The sequence below is a fragment of the Streptococcus parasanguinis CC87K genome, assembly GCF_000507765.1.
In the GTDB taxonomy this organism is placed as follows: Bacteria; Bacillota; Bacilli; order Lactobacillales; family Streptococcaceae; genus Streptococcus; species Streptococcus parasanguinis_J.
This window is the reverse complement of sequence record NZ_KI669401.1, coordinates 396,426-413,789: the sequence shown is the minus strand read 5'-3', so window position 1 is coordinate 413,789 and position 17,364 is coordinate 396,426. Positions and strand designations below refer to the sequence as shown.

The 17,364-nt window shown below is 36.0% G+C and carries 24 protein-coding genes and 1 tRNA gene; 9 read left to right on the top strand and 16 right to left on the bottom strand.

The window, feature by feature from the left end; all coding sequences use genetic code 11:
- Positions 1–134: 134 nt before the first annotated feature.
- The 14 genes from HMPREF1195_RS02060 to HMPREF1195_RS01995 form a co-directional block, all read right to left on the bottom strand.
- A complete protein-coding gene (locus HMPREF1195_RS02060) occupies positions 135–791 on the bottom strand; it encodes a DUF6572 domain-containing protein (RefSeq protein WP_023917950.1) in 657 nt (218 codons plus the stop codon).
- A gap of 32 nt (positions 792–823) precedes the next feature.
- Positions 824–1,258, bottom strand: coding sequence for a hypothetical protein (locus HMPREF1195_RS02055; RefSeq protein WP_023917948.1), 435 nt, complete (start codon positions 1,256–1,258; stop codon positions 824–826).
- A 15-nt stretch (positions 1,259–1,273) separates the two neighbouring features.
- Complete coding sequence (locus HMPREF1195_RS02050) at positions 1,274–1,696, bottom strand: hypothetical protein (protein WP_023917947.1); 423 nt, start codon at positions 1,694–1,696, stop codon at positions 1,274–1,276.
- Between the two features lie 246 nt (positions 1,697–1,942).
- Positions 1,943–2,014: transfer RNA gene (locus HMPREF1195_RS02045), tRNA-Arg, on the bottom strand.
- A 43-nt stretch (positions 2,015–2,057) separates the two neighbouring features.
- Positions 2,058–2,405: a 50S ribosomal protein L19 gene (gene rplS, locus HMPREF1195_RS02040; RefSeq protein ID WP_003003254.1), complete on the bottom strand. Its 348-nt coding sequence runs from the start codon at positions 2,403–2,405 to the stop codon at positions 2,058–2,060.
- Between the two features lie 123 nt (positions 2,406–2,528).
- The gene (locus HMPREF1195_RS02035; RefSeq protein WP_230514277.1) at positions 2,529–3,692 is read right to left on the bottom strand and encodes a chloride channel protein; all 1,164 of its coding nucleotides are present in this window, start codon (positions 3,690–3,692) and stop codon (positions 2,529–2,531) included.
- 46 nt (positions 3,693–3,738) lie between these two features.
- The gene (locus tag HMPREF1195_RS02030) at positions 3,739–4,011 is read right to left on the bottom strand and encodes a chorismate mutase (RefSeq protein WP_023917943.1); all 273 of its coding nucleotides are present in this window, start codon (positions 4,009–4,011) and stop codon (positions 3,739–3,741) included.
- A gap of 63 nt (positions 4,012–4,074) precedes the next feature.
- On the bottom strand, positions 4,075–4,518 hold the full coding sequence (locus HMPREF1195_RS02025) for a flavodoxin (RefSeq protein ID WP_023917941.1): 444 nt from the start codon (positions 4,516–4,518) through the stop codon (positions 4,075–4,077).
- 162 nt (positions 4,519–4,680) lie between these two features.
- Positions 4,681–5,376 carry a hypothetical protein gene (locus HMPREF1195_RS02020; RefSeq protein WP_230514273.1) on the bottom strand — a complete coding sequence of 232 codons (696 nt, stop codon included), beginning with the start codon at positions 5,374–5,376 and terminating at the stop codon, positions 4,681–4,683.
- 99 nt (positions 5,377–5,475) lie between these two features.
- Complete coding sequence (locus HMPREF1195_RS02015) at positions 5,476–6,153, bottom strand: hypothetical protein (RefSeq protein WP_023917937.1); 678 nt, start codon at positions 6,151–6,153, stop codon at positions 5,476–5,478.
- A gap of 95 nt (positions 6,154–6,248) precedes the next feature.
- On the bottom strand, positions 6,249–6,896 hold the full coding sequence (locus HMPREF1195_RS02010; RefSeq protein ID WP_229042363.1) for a hypothetical protein: 648 nt from the start codon (positions 6,894–6,896) through the stop codon (positions 6,249–6,251).
- A complete protein-coding gene (locus tag HMPREF1195_RS02005; RefSeq protein ID WP_023917935.1) occupies positions 6,817–8,739 on the bottom strand; it encodes a DUF3114 domain-containing protein in 1,923 nt (640 codons plus the stop codon). Before HMPREF1195_RS02005 ends, HMPREF1195_RS02010 begins: the two co-directional genes overlap by 80 nt.
- Positions 8,714–9,088, bottom strand: coding sequence for a DUF3958 family protein (locus HMPREF1195_RS02000; RefSeq protein ID WP_023917933.1), 375 nt, complete (start codon positions 9,086–9,088; stop codon positions 8,714–8,716). Before HMPREF1195_RS02000 ends, HMPREF1195_RS02005 begins: the two co-directional genes overlap by 26 nt.
- Positions 9,089–9,105: 17 nt before the next feature.
- Positions 9,106–9,375 carry a TIGR04197 family type VII secretion effector gene (locus HMPREF1195_RS01995; RefSeq protein ID WP_023917931.1) on the bottom strand — a complete coding sequence of 90 codons (270 nt, stop codon included), beginning with the start codon at positions 9,373–9,375 and terminating at the stop codon, positions 9,106–9,108.
- A gap of 148 nt (positions 9,376–9,523) precedes the next feature.
- On the opposite strand from HMPREF1195_RS01995, the gene HMPREF1195_RS01990 reads away from it, so the two are divergent.
- The 3 genes from HMPREF1195_RS01990 to HMPREF1195_RS01980 all read left to right on the top strand — a co-directional run bounded on the left by HMPREF1195_RS01990 (position 9,524) and on the right by HMPREF1195_RS01980 (position 11,552).
- Complete coding sequence (locus tag HMPREF1195_RS01990; RefSeq protein ID WP_023917929.1) at positions 9,524–10,468, top strand: DHH family phosphoesterase; 945 nt, start codon at positions 9,524–9,526, stop codon at positions 10,466–10,468.
- A 110-nt stretch (positions 10,469–10,578) separates the two neighbouring features.
- On the top strand, positions 10,579–11,148 hold the full coding sequence (locus tag HMPREF1195_RS01985; protein WP_023917927.1) for a hypothetical protein: 570 nt from the start codon (positions 10,579–10,581) through the stop codon (positions 11,146–11,148).
- A 161-nt stretch (positions 11,149–11,309) separates the two neighbouring features.
- Positions 11,310–11,552 (top strand): type B 50S ribosomal protein L31, encoded by a 243-nt coding sequence (locus tag HMPREF1195_RS01980; RefSeq protein ID WP_003016441.1) that lies wholly within the window; start codon positions 11,310–11,312, stop codon positions 11,550–11,552.
- Between the two features lie 104 nt (positions 11,553–11,656).
- Here the strand turns inward: HMPREF1195_RS01980 and HMPREF1195_RS01975 are convergent, their stop codons facing one another.
- Positions 11,657–12,817: a tyrosine-type recombinase/integrase gene (locus HMPREF1195_RS01975; protein WP_023917925.1), complete on the bottom strand. Its 1,161-nt coding sequence runs from the start codon at positions 12,815–12,817 to the stop codon at positions 11,657–11,659.
- Between the two features lie 63 nt (positions 12,818–12,880).
- Positions 12,881–13,429 (bottom strand): helix-turn-helix domain-containing protein, encoded by a 549-nt coding sequence (locus HMPREF1195_RS01970; RefSeq protein ID WP_023917924.1) that lies wholly within the window; start codon positions 13,427–13,429, stop codon positions 12,881–12,883.
- A 157-nt stretch (positions 13,430–13,586) separates the two neighbouring features.
- Here HMPREF1195_RS01970 and HMPREF1195_RS01965 point away from each other — a divergent pair, with 157 nt between their 5' ends.
- From HMPREF1195_RS01965 to HMPREF1195_RS01940, 6 genes are all read left to right on the top strand, one after another.
- On the top strand, positions 13,587–13,865 hold the full coding sequence (locus HMPREF1195_RS01965) for a hypothetical protein (RefSeq protein ID WP_023917923.1): 279 nt from the start codon (positions 13,587–13,589) through the stop codon (positions 13,863–13,865).
- Positions 13,866–13,874: 9 nt separating this feature from the next.
- Positions 13,875–14,699, top strand: coding sequence for a phage replisome organizer N-terminal domain-containing protein (locus tag HMPREF1195_RS10500; RefSeq protein ID WP_023917922.1), 825 nt, complete (start codon positions 13,875–13,877; stop codon positions 14,697–14,699).
- 4 nt (positions 14,700–14,703) lie between these two features.
- Positions 14,704–15,186: a hypothetical protein gene (locus HMPREF1195_RS10495; protein ID WP_023917921.1), complete on the top strand. Its 483-nt coding sequence runs from the start codon at positions 14,704–14,706 to the stop codon at positions 15,184–15,186.
- A gap of 174 nt (positions 15,187–15,360) precedes the next feature.
- Complete coding sequence (gene mobV / locus HMPREF1195_RS01950; RefSeq protein ID WP_023917920.1) at positions 15,361–16,542, top strand: MobV family relaxase; 1,182 nt, start codon at positions 15,361–15,363, stop codon at positions 16,540–16,542.
- A 10-nt stretch (positions 16,543–16,552) separates the two neighbouring features.
- Positions 16,553–16,999 (top strand): hypothetical protein, encoded by a 447-nt coding sequence (locus HMPREF1195_RS01945; protein WP_023917919.1) that lies wholly within the window; start codon positions 16,553–16,555, stop codon positions 16,997–16,999.
- 139 nt (positions 17,000–17,138) lie between these two features.
- Positions 17,139–17,318: a hypothetical protein gene (locus HMPREF1195_RS01940; RefSeq protein ID WP_023917918.1), complete on the top strand. Its 180-nt coding sequence runs from the start codon at positions 17,139–17,141 to the stop codon at positions 17,316–17,318.
- The last annotated feature ends 46 nt before the right edge of the window (positions 17,319–17,364 follow it).

Here is a 17,364-nt window from a genome sequence, read left to right as displayed (position 1 = left end):
TTAATTCTAAAAATTCCTTCAACTTGCTCAATTTCATTAGTGCCAGGCTTATAGACACGTGGATTTTTGATTTCATAATAGCCTTGACGTTCAATCGCAGATAGAAAATTATCAAGAGAGCGTTTCTGCTCCCTTTATAACTCCGGCAATTCTACCTTCAAGCTCATATCTGTAGGTTCCAATGTCTTCTGAACCGCTACGAGAAAGGCCAGTCCATTATCAGATGGGGAATATTGAAAGGTAATATGGATGATTTTTTTATCAAACTTATCACCATATCGCTCCAAATACTGCTTGCTTTCGAGGAAGTGAATATAATTGTTGATTTTTTCCTGCAGAATTTCCAGATGGACTGCTTCTATCTCTTCCTGCCAGCCGACTGGATCAACAAGGAGTAACTCTAAATGATTATCAACTATACCAATAGCGTCAAGTTCAGTTGGTTTGAGCCCTGAAGAAATTGCTTTTTGTAACAGTTCTTCAAATTCTTTTTCGGAGAAATAGTGTCTCTTTCTATCTGTATCCATAAGAAGAAATTCTGGATTATCTCTTAGAAATTGTATGTTAGCATCTTCTTGACTAATTTTTGATTTCCAAAATCCGAAATTAGCATAATTAATTAATTCTTCACCATCATGTTCTCTTGCTAAATAGCTGTCGACAGCTTCTTTTGGAATTTCTTTAACAACCTCTGGCATGGTGATATTGAAAGTTGGATAACGCAAGAAATACTTATCACCATCTTGACAAATTTCCAACATGTCTTTTTTGCTTAAATAAATTACTTTCATTAAAATCACCTTTGCTATTTGAAACCTATTTACTAATCACTTATAGGCCAGTGCCCTGTTTCAGCATAAATCATTACTTCATATGCTCCCCTAGAAGATTCAAATGCTTTATCCATCAGTTCTTTAGTAATACGATAGCATACTTCTGGGCCCATAGCTCCTCCAACTTCTTTAAAGAAGCTAATTTCGTAATAACCATCAGTTTCATATACAACAAATCCGTCGCCTCTATGTACAATCGTATTGGAATGATTATAATCATCTAACTCATCTGCCTTTGGCCAACGATGATGTTCACAATAAAACATTACTTCTAAAGCATCTTTTTCTGATTTTGAAACACGTTTTGCTAATTCCTGGCTAATGGGAAAATTAAGCACTTCTTTCCCTCTACTCCACAGAATCTGATAATCATTATTGTTTTTTAATACCGTACAATTTTTGTATTGTTGAATTTCTGTTGTCATACTATTTCTTTTTGTCTATTTCAATGGTGATACATAATCGTCTGGAAGTTTGCCTCTCCAGTCAATCCATTTTTGTTCAGCAAGTGGAATTAATGTCTCAAGCTCTTCCTGAGTAAATAATTCCCAACTCTTAGGATTAGCTATTAAAGGAGTTAAGCCTTTTAATACAAATTGTTTCTCACTAGCCTTCTTTTCTTCTTCCGTCGGTGGCCAAGAATCGTGCTTAATCTTCCAAGATATTTCGAGTAGTGATCTCTCTCCACTATCTAATAGAGAGAATAATTCTTGGGGTAAATCATAGACTGCTAACCAAGAAGCCACAGTTCCCTCTTCTGAAACTAAAAAATATTTATCCTCATTTTTCCAGATGGATTTCCCATATCCTTCAACTTCTTCAAACTGGATAACATCTTCCCATTCTAGTTTTGTTGGTTTCATTTGTATTCTCCTAGTGCAAGTTATTCTCTCAACCAGATTATCATAAAATCAGGCCTCTTTTTCTCTTCCTCAATAGGCGATGCCATCTTTTAAACATTAATCCGATCTCATTATAAGGAGAGAAATCCCAATCAAATTAGTACTTATACTTTCCCCTATTATACCACACCATAGATATCTTATGACTTTTGTCAACATTTGGCAAAAGAAAAAACACTGGCGAATCAGTGTTTTACTTATCTATATTGTCCCCTGCCGGAATCGAACCAGCAACTACTCCTTAGGAGGGAGTTGTTATATCCATTGAACTAAGGGGACCTATAAAAAAAGAAGCGAGATCACTCCCGCCTCCTTATTCGTCTTAACGACGGATTTCTTTAATACGAGCTGCTTTACCTTGCAATGCACGAAGGTAGTACAATTTCGCACGACGTACTTTACCGTAACGTACTACTTCAATCTTTTCTACACGTGGAGTGTGTACTGGGAATGTACGTTCAACACCGACACCGTTAGAGATTTTACGAACAGTGTACATTTCAGTGTGTCCTTGACCTTTACGAGCGATAACAACGCCTTCAAAGATCTGGATACGTTCACGAGATCCTTCGACAACTTTCGCGTGTACACGAACAGTGTCACCAGGACGGAATGCAGGGATATCAGTACGAAGTTGACCTTCAGTCAAGCTTTGGATTAATGGATTCATTTTATTCTCCTATCTTCGTCAATCTTGAGGGACCTCCCTCAGCGGATAAACTGTATTTTTGTGCTTCCATTACGCACAGAAACTATCATATCAGATAATTTCAGGTTTGTAAAGCACTTTTCTCTACTTTTTCGCAACTTTTTGACCGGAATAAATACTCCACTCTTTTGGTAGGCAATAGGCGATGGCACAAGCAATGACAAAGAAAGGAAGATTGGCATAGCCAAAGACTTCTCCTCCGATCAAGATCGGTGCGAGCAAGGTCGTCGTCGCACTGCCAAAGACACTGGCATAACCAATAGCGGCCACGACTAAGACTGGTAGGCCCAGCATAGGGGCAAGAAAGACTCCAAGCGTAGCTCCGATCGCAAAGAGCGGTGTCACTTCTCCCCCTTGGTATCCAGCAGAGATGGTCACTACGGTAAAGAGGAGCTTCAAGATCCAGTCATAACTCTGCGCTCTACCCTGATGAAAAGCCACATCAATCAGATTGGTTCCAAGTCCACTATAAGTACCGACCTTGGTCAGCTGGAGGGTTAAGAGGACCAAACTAAGTCCAGCCCCTATAAGGGCAATCCGGATATAAGGATTAGGCAAGACTTGAGCGACTGTTTTCTTCAACCAGGAAAGGCTAACAGCAAACAGTTTACCAGCGAGTCCAAAAGCCAAGCCAAGAAGGGCAACTTTGATCAAGGTCTCTGGTGTCCAGCTCAGCGTTTCTCTTAGTGGCACAGCAAATTTCTCCAAACCAAGGGCATGAGAGGTGAAGCTAGCCACGATTGAGGCGATGAGCGCTGGATAGAGAGCCATCATCTGCAACTCCCCAACTGTCAAAACCTCAAGGGCAAAGAAGGTTGCTGCTAGAGGCGTCTGAAAAAGCCCCGCAAAACCGGCTGCCATCCCCGTCATGAGAAAGATGCGCGAAGCATCCGGAAACTGGAAATAACGGGCAAAACGATGCGAAAGGGTTGCTCCGATCTGGACCGCTACGCCTTCCCGACCGACCGAACCACCAAAGAGGTGACTCATCCAGGTCGTCAGCATGATCAAAGGCACTAAGACAAATGGAATTTTCTCCTCACGTGCATGCCCGACATCAAAGATCAATCCCATCCCTTTTGAAGCCTTCCCACCAAAACGTTTATAAAGATAAACGATGACAAGCCCTGCTAAAGCCAGGAAAAGAATCAAGGGCCAATGCTGGCTTCGGAAATCTCCGATTAGGAGCAATCCTCGACCAAAAATCATGTCAATGGCACCGACCAAGAGACCGATGAAGAGAGCCATCCCTGTTAGGACCACATATTGTTGTGCTTTTTGCCTGATAGATAGACTAGTCACGCGCCTTCACCTCCTCTTGGTAGTCTCTAGAACGCTTCATCATATCTTGAAACTGAGCTTGAATAGTCGCACGATACTGCTCATCCGTCACGAGAGAGCCGACTTTCTCAAGCAGCTCTCTTTCCCTTCCCTGGTCGAGCACAGGTAGGCCCTGCTGCTCCTTATATTCTATAATCTGACCGACACAAACCATCCGTTTTTCCAGCAAGGCTACAAGCTCTTGATCGATCTGGTCAATGTCCTTACGAATCTGATCTAAATCCATGTGTCTCCTCTTTATTTTGGATATAAATCGAGGCTGTAATCCATCGATCCAGCCTCTTTGTCATTAATTTGCTTTGGCTACGAGTTCTTCTGCAAAGGCTTCTAATTTTTCAATGTCTTCGTCTTCTGCAGACAAATCAACTTTGACATTTTCAGAACCTTTTTCAGCACCCGTCGCAGCGAAGCAACGGTCGAAATCATCAACTGCTTTACAGAATTCATCGTAGAAGGTATCCCCTGATCCTACAACACCGTAAAGTTTGCCTTTAAGATCAAGGCCAGCCAAATCTTCGTAGAAATCTTGGATCTCATCTGGAAGCTCTCCATCACCGTAGGTATAAGTCGCTACCACTGCGATATCTGCTTCAAGGAAATCCTCCGCATCCACAGTTGTACACTCATCCACATCTACTTCGACACCAAGATCACGGAATTTATCCGCTACGATATCGGCGATTTCTTCAGTATTTCCAGTCATACTAGCAAAAACAATCTTCGCTACAGTCATAATTTCCTCCCAAAATCTATTTTCCGTATTATACCACTTTTTCATGTATTTTGCACGAAACCTTTCCCGATAAGGTGAAAGAAGGGACACGTTTCAAGAAATTGGACCGATTCAACCTAATCGCCCTCGTTTTCTTTTTGAATCTCTTTAATAGTTCAATTATTATCCGTTTTTCGCCTCCAACTCGTACTCCTCTTCAATATCTTTAATACGCTTGATTTCTTCATCTAGTTTTTTATTAAATTCAGATTCAGTCTTATATGGATAGGAAAAACGGCTCCAGGTATACCACTTCAACCCATCTTTCCCTTTAAAATACCATTCAAGTTTGATCGGTAAATAATCTTGATTATAGGTGACCCGAACTTTGGAAAATTTGTCAGTTTTATCTAAAACTCTAGCCTCAAATTCAGGTGTCATTTTTCCTTTCACTAGTGATTTTGTGATTAGAGATTTCGGATCTCGCTCAATAATAAAGTTTGATTTTTCGATCTCTTCTCTTGAAACTTTTAAGTTCAAAATTGCGGAAGTAATATTTCGGTATAAGTCTCTATGATACCTATCGGATGGTTTTTCGTCCGAATAACTGCCATATTTTTCCCCATTTTTTACTACTACTTGAGTTTTACTATAAGAATTATTGCTCCTCAAGTCATAGCCATTCTCAAAATAAGATCGATATAAATTTTCATCGCCCGAATCATCCACAACAATAAACCGCTGTTGTTCTAATATGGATTTTGAATCCTTACCAATCTTACCAATCTGGACGGCTATGAAAATACTAGCAACAACTACTAGAGACAAAGCAACTAGAAAGACTTTCGAACTGAATGGTCTATTTTTAATTTCTTTCATCATATTCATCCATTCTACCTAAATATCCATTTAAAAGAAAGAGTATTCCTAACAATAAAGCTGGGCCTTATATAAGCTCAGCTTTATTTCAATAAGAGGTTAATCGCCCTCATTTTCCATTTGAATTTCTTTAATATCTTTGATTTCTTCATCCAATTTCTTATCAAAATCAGCCTTATTTTTAAATGGGTAAGAGTAGGTACGCCAAGTGTACCATTTTAAGCCTTCTTTACCTTTATAGTACCACTCGATTTTAGTTGGCAAGAATTCTTTGTTATAGGTGATGCGGACCTTTGTGAATTGACGATTTTTCTTCAAATAAATCGCTTCAAATTCCGGGGGATATTCTTCTTTCATCAATTTATCGTCCAAAAATCTTTTCGGTGAGCTAGTAATTTGATAGTTGGATTTCTTAATTTCATCAGTAGAAATTTTCTTACTTAATAGAACTGATGATAGTTCTTCATTTACTGCAGATTTGTAATACTGTTTACGATCCCAGTCCGCTTTATAACCACCATAAACTGTATCGTCTTTCACTGCCGTTTCATCATTATAGTAATATTCCTTTTTATCAAGATCCAACCCAACCTCAAAATGCTCTTCGGTAGGATCTCCCATTTTGATCATAACAAATTGCTTTTTCTTTAAAACATTCAATGCTGATCGATTGTTACTGCAACTACTTATAAAAAACAGGGCAAGAATTGCCATCATTATTTTTGGCAAATGAAACAATAATTCCCATTTGCTTGTTAATCTTTTAATGTGTTTCATCTCTCTCATTCTAACAAAATATATACCTAAAAGGAAGTGTCTTCCTAACAATAAAGCTGGGCCCTAAATAAGCTCAGCTTTATTTCAATAACAGGTCAATCACCCTCATTTTCTTCTTGAATTTCTTTAATAGTTTCGATTTCTTCATCAAGCTTCTTATTAAATTCAGCCTTATTCTTAAATGGGTATGAATACGTGCGCCAAGTGTACCATTTTAGCCCTTCTTCACCCTTATAGTACCACTCAATTTTAGTAGGTAGAAACTCTTTGTTGTAGGTGATACGAACTTTGGAAAATTGACTATCCTTGATAGAATATCTACCTTCAAATTCTGGCGGATGTTTTTCATCTAATAATTTTTTATTGATGAATGAATCAGTTGAACGAGTGATTTGATAGTTGGAATCTTTTATATCTTCAATATTAATGTGGTGATTTAAAAGTGCTGAAGTGAGCTCAATATCCAAAGCTCTTTTATAATACTCCGCAGCACTATATTCCTGACTACCACCATACAATTTACTATTTTTTATTGCAGCTCCATGGTAATAAAAAAATTCTTTATCTTTTAAATCAAAACCCGCACTGATTGATAATTTTTTATCATTATCTGAAATACTTTGAGTCTCAATATAACGTTTATTTATTAATATTGAATGAGTATCACTTATGCTCTTTGATGTACTCAGGGCTACGAGTATACTTATTATACCCGCGATCGCTAGGCTTAATGCCACTAGCATAACTTTTATATTTATTATACTCTTCCATTTTTTCTTTTTCTGACATTCCTTTTGTATTACGTTGCCATGCTTCATAATCTTCATGTCCTCCTCCTTTTACAATATTCGCGAATTGACCTACATGACCAGTTTTTTCATCTGTTTTACCCAAATCATCTTCATAGCGAAATAGTTTTTTTGCTTCAGTTCGAGTAGCTGGCTCAGGAGTGCCATCCACATCGAGCATTCCATGTTTACCTTCGTAAAACTTAGTAACATCAGAATTATCACCTTTTGAAGGACCATAGTTAAAGGACTCCGTATTTGCAATTTCTCTTAATTCTTCTTCAGAATAATGATCTGGGTTGGAATCATAGCGACCATTTGGAAGTTTGTGCTTGTCATAGGCATCCCATTGGCTATCAAACTCGCCGGTATCCATATTCACAATAAACTCCACCATCCGAGCATTGTTTAAATCATTCCCTTTAGATGAATTGCCTTTGGGTACTTGAACCTTCATATTATAGGGATGTTTGAAGCCATCTTTTGGAGTGAAGCGGTTATGGTAGTTAGAGCCAGTTGTATAATCAAATTCAATATTATTTTCTTTACCATATGCTAACAGTTTTTCGTAATCATTTGCTCCTTCGTAATGACTGCGAATATAGTAAATCGCTTGACGATCCAAATAATAGCGGAAGAAATGAACTTGTTGCCTAAGTGGATCCTTTTGGTAATTAAGATTTTCATTTCCAAACGCTATTACCACATCCCGTCTGAAATACATGTTGAAATCACCGTGTGGTGGTAGGTTCTCTGAAATCTTATGGGTTTGACTTGTCAAATGCATAAACTGCTTTTTGTCCGTTTCTGCCCCCAATTGCTTAAGAACCAGTTTTACTTTCGCTTTTGAATCAAGTTTACTACTAGCATACATCTCTGTATAAATATCGGATCCAATCTCCTTGGTTTCCGCATATAAAGCATCTCTCCTTGCGTTTAACTCGCTACCTGTCTTGATATCTGCTGTTCTTTTTGAAACGCCTTTGACATAACCTTTGATGGCATCCTTATCCCAACCATCTATTTCTTTAAGGTTCACTGATTGTTCACGTAATCCCGTGAGAAATTGGTTATATTCGAAAGCTGTTACACCCTTTGGTTTCGTTGGCAAATATTCACTTTCAAACTCTTTATTCTTAATCGTTTCATTTACGAGATCTGACCAAGATAAATCCTTTGGAATAGAATACATTCCAGTATTTGGATCCCACGCTACGTTAATTTGATTGACAGCTATTTGAATAGCTTGGGCTAAAACATCAATTTCCCAGAAGATGCTTGGTGACGTTGCATTAAATGCTCTTAGTTTGTTTAATTTTTCTTGTAGTTTATTTCTAGCAGCTTTTACAATACCATCTAATATGTTTAAGCCTTGAAGTCGCTGTAATCTCTGCAACCGTTGAAAATCTCCAGCACTGGTCGATTGACTAGCTGCAATTTCATTGATCTCTGCATGAAACATAGCAATCATCCGATCACACTGTTCAATATCAGAAACCAACTTTTCTTCCTGTAAGTCCTCATCAGCCACCTCAGAGCGATAGGATTTTGGGAGCTTTTTCACACTTTCTTGTGTCGCATCCGCTAAAGCTACGCCGGCTTCTTTCAATGGCTTAACAACACTTGTCACAAAGGTTCTAAATGAGTCGTAAGCTTGGCCAGACAAGCGTGAGGCTGAGTTTTCTATTTGGGTTAATGATGTTTCTAGTGCCTCATAGGCTTTCAGTTGCTGCTCAACCATCGTCCCTGTGCTAGTAGCCTGACTATCCAAACTACCTCGATAAACTTCGATTCCCATCGTCACTCTCCTTTTCAAAGTTTAGTTTTTTTCGTTCGTGATAAATATCATTTAAATCATCTTCGATTGTTCTTTTTTGGATAGCTAATTCATCTATTTCTTCCAAATAACTAGTTGAAATTTTTCGCGATTCATGAAGGGCTTCCTCCTGAAGGTGGTCAAAAAAATTTCTAGAGGAAGGATAAGATTCAAATGCATTCCATAAAAAACGGTGTGCATCATAGCTATACGCTTCAAAGCGGTTCAAATCCTCTTCCAACTTTCTTGTTTCTTTTATAATGGCCCTTTCTTTCTGGAAAAGTTGGTCTTCTTTTTTTCTTAATTCTAACAGTCGTTGATCGTAATCCATCTTCCTACTCTTTCAACCTATTGCATGCTCGCAGCAGTCGCTTCATCCACTTCTGTAAATCCAGTTGAAACACTTTGTAGGTTGGTCCCGATTGATTCAATCGCTGCTGCAATTTCTTCTGCTTTGGTTTTAGCAGTATCAATGGCTTGATGGGCAGCATCATTACCGGATAGTTTGGTTTGTTCATCTTTTGAAGCTGATGCAACTCCCGAAAGTGTATCCCCACTATCTTTTAAAGAAGCCGCTAACTCTTGTGCTGTCTCAGCATTACTTTTAATTTCAATCATTCTAGTTCCTCCCATACTCAATCTATTCATTCATTCTACCAAAATATTGAATATCTGTAAAACCGCTTCCACTGCCCCTACATAGTGATAAATGCTTGCTGGATGGGCCTTTTTTATGTTAAAATTGACAGAGAAAATGAGGTAATGTATGAACGTAATGAATGACATTCTTGAAAAGATTCAAGCTTATGACACGATTATTATCCACCGTCATCAAAATCCGGATCCGGATGCGATTGGTAGCCAAGTGGGCTTGCGGGATCTCCTGCGTGCGCACTTCCCTCAAAAGCGGGTATTGGCAACTGGCTATGATGAGCCGACCTTGACTTGGCTAGCTGAGATGGATGACGTCAAGGATGAGGATTATGAGGGAGCTTTGGTGATCGTTTGTGACACGGCCAATACTCCCCGCATCGATGACAAGCGCTATACGACGGGAGATTTCCTGATCAAGATCGACCACCATCCAAATGACGATGCTTATGGTGATCTACTCTGGGTCGATACCGAGTCTAGCTCTACCAGCGAGTTGATTACCCTGTTTGCCAAGGAATTGGATCTCGAACTCCCGGTTAGTGCTGCTCGTCTCCTCTATGCCGGGATTGTCGGCGATACAGGGCGTTTTCTTTATCCTGCCACTTCGACTCGGACCTTTGAGATTGCTGCAACCCTTCGAAGCATTCCTTTTGATTTTACTTCACTTGCTCGTCAAATGGATACGATCAATCTCAAAACTGCTAAGCTTCAAGGCTATGTCTATGACCATCTCGAGATCGATGAACATGGTGCAGCGCGTGTTACCCTGACACAAGAGCTCTTGAAGAAATTCGATCTACGTGATTCTGAGACTGCTGCCATTGTCGGAGCTCCTGGACGCATCGATACCGTGTCTGTTTGGGCTATCTTTGTTGAGCAGCCTGACGGTCACTTCCGTGTTCGGATGCGGAGCAAACGAAAAGTGATTAACGAAATCGCCAAACGCCATAATGGTGGGGGCCATCCACTAGCGAGTGGGGCTAACTCCTACTCCCTCGAAGAAAATGACCAAATTTACCAAGAGCTACAAGAAGTGGCTCGCACAAACGAAGGCTGAGAACGGTTTCTCAGCCTTTTTATCTTGGTCATGGGGTTTTCATTTGATCTTTCTTATGGTAAAATAAAGCTAATAAAATTTTTAAGGAGACTTTTTATGGAAAAAATCGTTTGTTTATCATTATCTCTGCTGCGGTAGCGATTCTTAGCTCTTTCTTGCCATGGGCAAGCCTGAATGCTGGTGCTTTTGGTTCATACAGCTGGAATGGTCTTCGCGGAGATGGATGGTTCGTTATTATCTTCGCAGTCGTTGCGATTGTCCTTGCATGCTTGAATGATGTAAAATCTTCACTACCAAAAGGTTTTGCAATTGGTGTTATCGTATCTGGGGCTCTCTCAACTGTTGTAACATTGATTGATGTATTCAGTGTGAACAAGTACGCTGCTGACTTCAATGGTTATGGCGTTTCAATTGGCTTTGGGTTGATCCTTGCTTTGATCGCATCAATCGCTATTGTTGTGACTGGTCTCTTGGCAATGTCTGGTGGTAAAATCACTAAAGGAACCTTCGAAGAACTTGCTGAATCAGGTAAAGGATTTGCCCAATCTGTTGGACGTGTGACAACTTCTACTGTAAAAACTGCTGTAGATGAAATCAAAAAAGAAACTCACGAACATACTGAGGGACAAGCTGATCAACCAGTTGAAGCACCAAAAGATCCAAATCAATCTGAACAATAATAATATTAGATTCACCTTGGCTTAGCCAGGGTGATTTTTTTGATCATTATTTTAAATAAAATTAGTGAAAATACTTGTCAAGATCCTGGAAATTTGGTAAACTAGCTTAGTAACAATCTATGGCTCGGAAAGAGACCATGGCAGAAAGGAAATATTGCAAAATGAAAAAAGATATCCATCCAGAATATCGCCCTGTTGTCTTCATGGACACTACTACTGGTTACAAGTTCCTCAGCGGTTCAACTAAGTACTCTAGCGAAACAGTTGAATTTGAAGGTGAAACTTACCCATTGATCCGTGTTGAAATTTCATCAGACTCACACCCATTCTACACTGGACGTCAAAAGTTCACTCAAGCAGATGGACGTGTGGATCGTTTCAACAAAAAATACGGTCTCAAATAAGAAACCGCATAACGAACTTAAAAACGTTGAAAATAAAGCCTTTTCCAAGAAATTGGAATTGGCTTTTTTCTTTTTAGTACCGTTTTTGGTACCGTCTTGGAAAATTAGTCTTTCCACCCGTTCATATAATTTGCAAACTTATTAATAGCTTTTACTTCACCTACTGCTGTTGTATGACTATATGTATCTAAAGTCATTTGACTACTTGCATGCCCTAATCTTTTCGCTGTATTAACTGGATCAATACCGATTTCAATCATCAGTGTAGCATGAGTATGCCTGAAACCATGAGGTGTGATTTTCTTTAAACCATGTTTATCAATAATTCTTTTTAAAATACTATTTATATAATCCTGATAAAGCGGTTCTTCCTCACCGTTTCGATTAATAAAAGTAAACATATACGATTCACCAAGATTTAAAGGAGTGACCGTTAACTTTCCTTTTTCTCTTAATGATTGTCGCTTCCATTCAGAAAGTATATCTACTGTATCTTGATCTAACCTTATCTGACGCACCGAGAATTTGTTCTTGGTGCTTTTTTCTAGTGCTTTTCCATTAATTCTACCTAGGTTCTTACTCACTGATAGAATCTGATTATCAAAATCTAAATCAGACCACCTCAATGAATACAATTCCCCTTTTCGTAACCCACTATAAGCTAATAATCTGAATAAAGCATAATTTTTGTAGGGCTCTTCTTCTTTTACAATTTTTAAAAATTGATGTAGCTCTTGAACTGTAAAATAATTCTGTGATTCAATCTTCTCCCTTTTTGGAAGAACCACTCCTTTTACTGGATTATCACTAATCAATTTCATCTTAATAGCAAATTCAAATATCTGACTAATGTATGACTTAATCTGCTTAATATTCCTAAAAGTCTTACCTTTTTCAGTAATTAGCTCTTGACATTGCCATGGTGTAATTTTTGAAATTTTAAATTCACCTAAACTAGGAAGAATATGAAGCCTAAATAAATCATCCGTTCTAACACTTGTAGTTAATTCGACAGTGTCTTGATATGTTTTAAACCATTCTTCAAAAACATCTATAAAGGACTTTTTTGAAGCACTCAGGAGCTCTGTGAGCTCCCCTGAGTATTTCTTTTGCATCATCAATGTTTCATACTGCTTCGCTTCTCTAAGCGTCTTAAACCCGCTTTTAAAGAAGTCATGACGCTTTCCATCTATCACTCTATAAATTCTAACTTTATAAAGATAGCCCGTTTTTGATTTTTTAGCTTTGTATTTAATAATTGACATCTTAATTTCCCCTTTATTTTATATGGTTTCGGAGCTTATAAAATAAAGAAATTAGATACTCAACTATTTTTTCTTAATTGCTTGCTTGTATTCGTCAGAATTGATCCAAGTCTGCCAAACATCATAATATGGTGAAGATTCATTACCACTAGCATTAATAAGATAGATAAAACTTTGATTATCCTGAATATATGTCTTAAATGCTTCTATAAACAAAGGATTGTAGCCTTTATCTTTTGTTATATAATCAATATAATTTGGTAAAACCTCACTATTCACAAAATCACTTATAAAATATGCCAAGTCTTCTTTAAATGGTGTCCATTCAGTAATCTTATAATCGATTAAGGTTCCATTTTTCATGCGTCTATAAAGATCTTGGAAAAAACTATCATCGCTAGGATTTCGTAGTTGAGGATTGTCGTCGATACCCAATAGATAAGGGACGGAGACGTTGAAATATCTAGCCAGTATCTCGGCATTCTCTTTTTTTGGAGTTCTAATTCCTTGATTATATCCTGATAGAGTTGGATAAAGAATTCCTGTTTCTTTACTTATTTCTGTCAGTTTTTTTCCACTACTCTTTATAAGTTTCTGTATATTGCTACTCATATTACCCTCTCCTATTTTATTTATTAAATATATTGTATCACAAATTATTCAAAATGCATAAAAAGTCTTGACACAAATTCAAAAAGAATTTATAATGTTTATAAATAATTCAAAAAGAATTATTTTGGAGCTTATAAAATAAAGAAAGAGGTACCATATGTCAGATCAATTCACTATCAGTTTACCCAAATCAACTGAAAAAATGTTAATTGCCAGATATGATAATATGCTTCAAAAAGCCCTTGAAAAGGCCTTTGAAGATTATGAGTTATATAAACCTATGGTTCGAATGGCCGGTTTAACTCGTTGGTTAGATGTCTCTACCACCACAGTTATCAAATGGCAACGTGAAGGAATGCCTCATATTGTTATTGATGGAGTTACTTTATATGATAAACATAAAGTGACTGAATGGTTAAAAAAATATGAAAGATGAGGGTTCTGTATGTCTGATTCGAAAAAATATTATTACATGAGGTTGAAAGAAGATTTTTTTGATACTGAAGAACTGCTTCTCTTGGAAAATCAACCTGATGGCGAAAAGTACTCAAATATCCTTTTGAAGTTATATTTAAAAAGTTTAAAGAATGAGGGTAAATTGATGTATAGAGATAGAATCCCCTACAATCCATGGTTAATAGCTACTATGACAAGGCAACCCGTTGCTGTTGTCGAAAAAGCTTTACATTTATTCCAGGAACTTGAGTTAATTGAGGTGTTGGACAATGGTGCAATCTATATGATGGATATTCAAAACTTTATTGGGAAAACAACAACAGAAGCTGATCGCAAAAGAGAATATAGAAATAGAATTGCTAACGAAAAACAAAATATTTTATTATCTGGACAAATGTCCGACAAAAGTCCGACAAATCTCCACCAGAGTCTAGAGATTAGAGATAAGAGATTAGAGAATAGATATTTAGTTCTAGAAGAGCCTAAAAATAATCCTTCAAAAAAGAAAAATTTTATAGGTGAAAATTACTATAACTTAGTTCAGGTCATTGCTGATAAATATAACGATCGTTTTATGTATCCCCAAGGTTTTGTTTTAAAACACTCTCAAAAAATGAAGATTGGAAAATACCTTGAATCAAATTATATACAAAGTAATGAGATCATGGATTTAATTGACAGGATTCCTTCAACCACAGAAAGTCCATTAGCTTATTTGTTTAAGATGATAGAAAATCTCATTCAAGAGAGAAGACAAGAAGAAAAAATAAGAGCACATAAGATTGCTTCTGATCATTACAAAGAAGGATCATAACATCATGAATATAAAATGCAATGAATTAATCGAATTCTTAGTTAATAAGTCACTACAGTTTTCCAATAACAATTCAATTTGTATTGAATTGCAAGAAATTAAAGAAATATTATTTTTCTCAAATGAATCTATTTATGATTTGGTATTCCAAATGAAACGAAAGAAATTTTATTACCCAGTTTATTTTGGAAACAAATTAGTTATCTCGGAACGGAACATTTTTGATTATGTTGATATCTATGATAATGATTATTTAAGTTATAGATTATCTATCGATTTTGAATCACTTATTAACGGAGGTACAAATATGATCGAACAGTCCAATACACATTCAGTTAATGAAAATAACTACCATAAAACGGAAAAGAAAAAACAATACCAGTTTATTATAAAACCATCAAATAGAGATAAATTGGAAAAATTGGTAAAAGAAAACAATTATAAATCTGCTTCTTCTTTCCTGGATAGTCTAATAGAATCTATGTGATTCTCGACATGCTTGCATGTGTAACGCACTTTTACCATTTGGTAAAGTATAGTGCGTTATACTTCACTAGGAAGTATGCTGGATCTTAAATAGATTTCTGATCTTAAATAGCTGTTTATTTTAATTTATAAAATCTATTTAAATACTTATAAGATATTTAAAAAGGAGCAAAAAATGAGCCAAATTGTAGCAAGAATGCAAAAGCTAAAGAGTTCTAACTTAGGTGGTATCTACTATCATAATGAACGTATATTTAAAAATCATAGCAATAAAAAGATTGATCCTTCAAAAACTCATCTAAATTATGAACTAACTGATCGTAACAAAGAACTAACGTATAAAAAGCAAATCACTGATTTCATTGATGAAAATAAAGTAGGCAGTCGATCTATTCGAAAGGATGCGGTTATGTGCAATGAATGGATCATAACTTCTGACAGTTCTTTTTTCAAAAAATTAGATAATGAAGAAATTAAATGCTTTTTTGAAACCTCTAAAGATTTTTTTGAAAAGAAATATGGCAAGGAAAATATTGCATTTGCTAGTGTTCATATGGATGAAAGTACTCCTCATATGCACTTAGGTATAGTTCCAATGGTAGAGGGTAAATTATCTTCTAAACAGATGTTTAACAGAGAAGAACTTCTTAAAATTCAAAATGATTTACCAAAATATTTAAATGAAAATGGATATGATATTCATAGGGGGAAAGAAGGTAGCACTGCTAAACACCTTACAGTAAAAGAATATAAAGATTTACAAAGTCAGTTAGAAGAAAAAACAGAAAAAGTAAATGATGCTAAACATGAATTGGCAAACATACAAAACGAACTCGTAAAAAATAAAAGAGAGCTTGGGGAACTTAGCAAAGTACTAGAATCAAATGATAAGATTCAACAAAATTGGGATAATGAATTAGCTATAAAAAAGAAAAAACTCCCCTTTGGTAAAGAGCAGATTGTAATGTATCCTGAATCCTATAATAAGATTAAATCAAGTTATTTGGACAAGGAAATGAAAGTAGCCAAACTTGAACAAGATATATTTAAATTAAGAAATGAGATGATAATAGAGAAATCAAAGGGAGAAAAATATAGAAATATTGTAATCTCAAAGGATCGGCACATTTCTGAACTTACTAAAAAGCAACAAGCTTTACAGAATAAGTATAAAAAGCTTCTGGAAAGATTCAGAATAATGTGTGTCAAATCAAAACGATGGCGGGAATTTGCAAAAAAACATACTTCTACTCCTCTTTTCAAAAGCCAGTTACTCATAGTTAATTCACTAAATCCAATTAAATTAATAGTTTCAGTTGTTCAACAAATAAATAAGGTTATGGATAAAAATATGTAAGGAGAAAAAAATGACAGAAAATAAAGGTTTTAAACTAACTTACTCCGGAGAACTCACTGGTAAATACATTTCCGCACTACTAATCTCAATTGCAAAACAACTAAGAGTTGAGAATGCTAATGAACTTCTACAAATTTTATTAAATAATTCAATTTATAGACAGTTCCTAACAAAACAAATCTATATAAAAAACCTAAAAGATAACCTTTTCAATCAACTAGGGGTAAAAATTACAATCAAAAATATTGATAATAATACTAAGGATCTATATTTAATTGTAAATGATGTTACTAGATTTCGTGAGAATATCTCATTCTATCTACTTGATACATTTACTACAAAAGAACTAGTTGATCATTTAGAATTAACTGAAAAAAGATTAAGTCTTAAAGAAAGAATAGAAAAACACAAAATAGCTATAAGGGCAGAAATCGAAGAACTAAAAACTAAAAACTAAAAGCAAATAGAAAATGATTATGAATTGAAAAACCTTTCTAATAAATTTTTACTTATTTTTTGATTTTTTCAATTTTTTTCTATTTTTTTCGATTTTTTGTGGCATACTAATAATATATAAAAAAAAGGAGGTTTATAGGATGACTAAAACTCATACATACGCAACTGTAAGACTCTGCAAAGATGGTAAAATCGCTGATTTTGAAGAATTCGTACTTCCAGGGAAACTCACTCGACAAGAAGTTAAAACGATCCTAAAAGATCAATACGGTTATGAAGTAGCCAGTTTTCCTCATTGTGTTAGTCAAACATCAAAATAGATGTTATTGCTTTTAAGGATGCAAATAGCATCCTTTTTCTATTTTC

Bases quoted from the DNA above. Each gene is read 5' to 3' on its own strand.
- HMPREF1195_RS01975 (WP_023917925.1), bottom strand. From the start codon at position 12,817: ATGTCAATTATTAAATACAAAGCTAAAAAATCAAAAACGGGCTATCTT.
- HMPREF1195_RS02010 (WP_229042363.1), bottom strand. From the start codon at position 6,896: ATGCTAGTGGCATTAAGCCTAGCGATCGCGGGTATAATAAGTATACTC.
- HMPREF1195_RS01990 (WP_023917929.1), top strand. From the start codon at position 9,524: ATGAACGTAATGAATGACATTCTTGAAAAGATTCAAGCTTATGACACG.
- HMPREF1195_RS02060 (WP_023917950.1), bottom strand. From the start codon at position 791: ATGAAAGTAATTTATTTAAGCAAAAAAGACATGTTGGAAATTTGTCAA.
- HMPREF1195_RS01945 (WP_023917919.1), top strand. From the start codon at position 16,553: ATGACAGAAAATAAAGGTTTTAAACTAACTTACTCCGGAGAACTCACT.
- HMPREF1195_RS02000 (WP_023917933.1), bottom strand. From the start codon at position 9,088: ATGGATTACGATCAACGACTGTTAGAATTAAGAAAAAAAGAAGACCAA.
- HMPREF1195_RS01970 (WP_023917924.1), bottom strand. From the start codon at position 13,429: ATGAGTAGCAATATACAGAAACTTATAAAGAGTAGTGGAAAAAAACTG.
- HMPREF1195_RS02005 (WP_023917935.1), bottom strand. From the start codon at position 8,739: ATGGGAATCGAAGTTTATCGAGGTAGTTTGGATAGTCAGGCTACTAGC.
- HMPREF1195_RS10495 (WP_023917921.1), top strand. From the start codon at position 14,704: ATGAATATAAAATGCAATGAATTAATCGAATTCTTAGTTAATAAGTCA.
- HMPREF1195_RS01980 (WP_003016441.1), top strand. From the start codon at position 11,310: ATGAAAAAAGATATCCATCCAGAATATCGCCCTGTTGTCTTCATGGAC.
- HMPREF1195_RS02050 (WP_023917947.1), bottom strand. From the start codon at position 1,696: ATGAAACCAACAAAACTAGAATGGGAAGATGTTATCCAGTTTGAAGAA.
- HMPREF1195_RS02055 (WP_023917948.1), bottom strand. From the start codon at position 1,258: ATGACAACAGAAATTCAACAATACAAAAATTGTACGGTATTAAAAAAC.
- mobV (WP_023917920.1), top strand. From the start codon at position 15,361: ATGAGCCAAATTGTAGCAAGAATGCAAAAGCTAAAGAGTTCTAACTTA.
- HMPREF1195_RS01995 (WP_023917931.1), bottom strand. From the start codon at position 9,375: ATGATTGAAATTAAAAGTAATGCTGAGACAGCACAAGAGTTAGCGGCT.
- HMPREF1195_RS01940 (WP_023917918.1), top strand. From the start codon at position 17,139: ATGACTAAAACTCATACATACGCAACTGTAAGACTCTGCAAAGATGGT.
- HMPREF1195_RS02035 (WP_230514277.1), bottom strand. From the start codon at position 3,692: ATGGCTCTCTTCATCGGTCTCTTGGTCGGTGCCATTGACATGATTTTT.
- HMPREF1195_RS02015 (WP_023917937.1), bottom strand. From the start codon at position 6,153: ATGAAACACATTAAAAGATTAACAAGCAAATGGGAATTATTGTTTCAT.
- HMPREF1195_RS02030 (WP_023917943.1), bottom strand. From the start codon at position 4,011: ATGGATTTAGATCAGATTCGTAAGGACATTGACCAGATCGATCAAGAG.
- rplS (WP_003003254.1), bottom strand. From the start codon at position 2,405: ATGAATCCATTAATCCAAAGCTTGACTGAAGGTCAACTTCGTACTGAT.
- HMPREF1195_RS02020 (WP_230514273.1), bottom strand. From the start codon at position 5,376: ATGAAAGAAATTAAAAATAGACCATTCAGTTCGAAAGTCTTTCTAGTT.
- HMPREF1195_RS01965 (WP_023917923.1), top strand. From the start codon at position 13,587: ATGTCAGATCAATTCACTATCAGTTTACCCAAATCAACTGAAAAAATG.
- HMPREF1195_RS10500 (WP_023917922.1), top strand. From the start codon at position 13,875: ATGTCTGATTCGAAAAAATATTATTACATGAGGTTGAAAGAAGATTTT.
- HMPREF1195_RS02025 (WP_023917941.1), bottom strand. From the start codon at position 4,518: ATGACTGTAGCGAAGATTGTTTTTGCTAGTATGACTGGAAATACTGAA.